At 37.8% G+C, this 2,956-nt stretch carries 2 protein-coding genes; both read left to right on the forward strand.

Features of this window, described 5'->3' with window-relative positions:
* The first annotated feature begins 136 nt into the window (after window positions 1–136).
* Window positions 137–1,900, forward strand: coding sequence for a DUF5597 domain-containing protein (locus ACOVO2_RS21310; RefSeq protein WP_421771925.1), 1,764 nt, complete (start codon window positions 137–139; stop codon window positions 1,898–1,900).
* A gap of 90 nt (window positions 1,901–1,990) precedes the next feature.
* Window positions 1,991–2,956 (forward strand): sugar phosphate isomerase/epimerase family protein (locus tag ACOVO2_RS21315; protein WP_421771926.1); only part of this gene is annotated, 966 nt, incomplete at its 3' end.

Here is a 2,956-nt window from a genome sequence, read left to right on the forward strand (position 1 = left end):
TATCAAACGTGCTGTAAGTCTTTATAGCTACCAGGAAGAGTTTTTCCTAAAAAAAGAATCTCGACGATAGTGGAATGGTAACTGTAGCAACTAACAGCGAATACGTATGTCAATTTTAATCTAACTAATGCTGAAAATGAAGAATAGATTATTCATAACGACAATGGGCTTTATCTTAATTGTTAGCGGGCTAAATGCCCAAATGCCGACAAAGAAAGACCGTTTAAATGAAGTGGGGCGTAAAAATAGTATGATTCCTCATTTGCAAAAAAAAGGAAATTCAAAACAACTTATTGTGAATGAAAAGCCTTTTTTGATTTTGGGAGGAGAACTACATAATTCGTCTTCTTCAAATGCGAACTACATGCGTCCAATCTGGGAACAACTGAAAAAGAAAAATCTCAATACGGTCGTGGCACCTGTTTATTGGGAATTGTTAGAGCCTACGGAAGGAGAATTCGATTTTTCTTTAGTGGATAGTATGATTGTTGGCATTCGAAAGCAAAATCTAAAATTGGTCATATTGTGGTTTGGCACATGGAAAAATGGCTATTCTACTTATGTGCCAAGTTGGGTAAAACATGATTCGGATAAATACCCTTATGCCAAGGATAAAAACGGGAAAAATCTTCAAATCCTTTCTGCTTTTGGTGAAGAAACAATGAAAGCAGATGCACGTGCATTCAAAGCTTTGATGAAACACATCAAAGAGTTTGACCAAAAGGAGCAAACTGTTATCATGGCTCAAATCGAAAATGAGGTGGGTTTATTTTACTCACCACGTGATTATACAGCCGATAAATTGTACCAATCAGAAGTGCCAGCAGAAGTATTCAACTATCTAAAAAACAATAAATTACAGCCAGAATTAGAAAAAGTATGGAAAGCAAATGGCAGTAAAACAAAAGGTAATTGGGAGGAAGTCTTCGGCAAAAGTGATACAACTACTACCGACTGGAAAAACTTAAGTTTCTTAACGGAAGAGTTATTCAGTGCCTATCATTACGCTCGTTTTATGGGTGCAGTTGCCGAGGCAGGAAAATCAGAATATCCGATTCCGATGTACGTTAATGCTTGGATAAAACAGCCAAAATTGGGCTATCCTGGCAAATACCCGAGTGGTGGGCCAGTGCCACACACCTTAGACTTTTGGCGTTTGGCTGCTCCTGCCATTGATATGATTGTTCCTGATATTTATATATCTGGAGCCAATGAAGTAATAGAAACGTACAGAAGAGAGGGCAATCCTGTTTTTATTCCTGAAATTGGACATAACAGCTCGGCTACTTTTGAAGCCATGTATGCCTTTGGAAGCCAAGAAATAATAGGTTTCTCACCTTTTGGTATTGATGATATGACCCCAGAAGAAGACCCGTTTACGCCTGCTTACAAGGCACTTTCAAAGGTTAAAGATGTTATTTTGAAGTATCAAAGTACTGATAAAATGGTAGGAATATTATTGGATAAAAATAAGCCTATCCAAAATTTCAACTTAGGCGATTATTCCATTCAAGCCAATATTGGCAAAACAATTATTGATTTTAATTTGGTTTTTGCGGGCTTTCCTTCAAAAGACCCAAAGCCAGAGGTAGCAGGTGGAATACTCATTAACATTGGTAAAGATGAATTTATTCTTATTGGAAAATACTTCAATATTGAACTAAAAGCAAAAACGCCCAATCCTGCCATGCCATTTTTGGATATTGAAGTGATGGAAGAGGGGTATTTTGAAAATGACATTTGGAAAGTAACTCGTAGGCTCAACGGTGATGAATCTTTTACGAGTATGGGCGGAGATGCTGGTTTTGGCTTTAAAAAAGACCCAAGCATGGCAGCGGTTGCGTTTCCAGCTACCGAAGAGTTTAAAGTTATACGTTTTAAGGTTTTCAGATATAAATAATTAGAATTTTCAATATCATGAAAAAGCATTTTTCTACTTAGAAAACCTTAATTAAATTTTCTTTTTTTAAATATTCAAAAACTATAATATATGTCTTCAAATATCAAACGTGCTGTAAGTCTTTATAGCTACCAGGAAGAGTTTTTCCTAAAAAAAATGAACCTCGAAGATTGTATCGCTGCGGCGGCAGCTACTGGTGCTACGGGGATAGAAATAGTAGGTGAGCAAAGTGTACCTGGTTGCCCAAAGCTTCCATCTGATGCCTTTGTTGACCAATGGTTTGGATGGATGGATAAGTATAAAGTTACGCCAGTTGCCCACGATATGTTTTTGGATTATAATAAGAAAAAAGGACATTATTGGTCAGACGACGAAGCCGTAGAATCGTTTAAGCAAGATATTCGATTTGCCCATAAATTGGGTTTTAAAGTAATTCGTGTGATTGTGAATACTACGCCCCAAATCATCGAAAAAGTAATTCCTTTTGCGGAAGACCACGACATTAAATTGGGAATTGAAGTACATGCTCCGTGGAATATCAACAGTGCCTGGATGGAACGCCACTGGGATGTAATGGAAAGAACTGGAACTAAACATTTTGGATTTATCCCAGATATGGGTGGTTTTTGCCGACGTTTACCACGTGTGCAAGTAGATAGAATGATACGCAATGGGGCTGACCCCGAAATTGCAAAATTTGTGTGTGAACAACACGAAAAAGGGATTATGGCGGAATATACAATTTTTGAGGTTTCAAGAATGAGTAATCGACGTATAGATATGGCCGTTGCAGAACTTTCCCGCCATAATACTTTCGTAAATCCCCTAAGTTTGGTGCCTCATATCGATAGAATCGTTCACATTCATGGCAAATGTCTTGAAATGTTGGAGGACTGTACCGAATACAGTATTCCTTATAATGAAGTTGTGGCCGTACTATTAAAACATGGCTATGATGGCTATATCGCCACCGAATACGAAGGTAATCGCCACATCCAAGATGTTTACGAAGTTGACAGTGTGGAACAGGTACGTAGGCATCAGCAAATGTTGAAA

It is taken from the genome of Emticicia sp., assembly GCF_049241225.1.
GTDB lineage: Bacteria > Bacteroidota > Bacteroidia > Cytophagales > Spirosomataceae > Emticicia.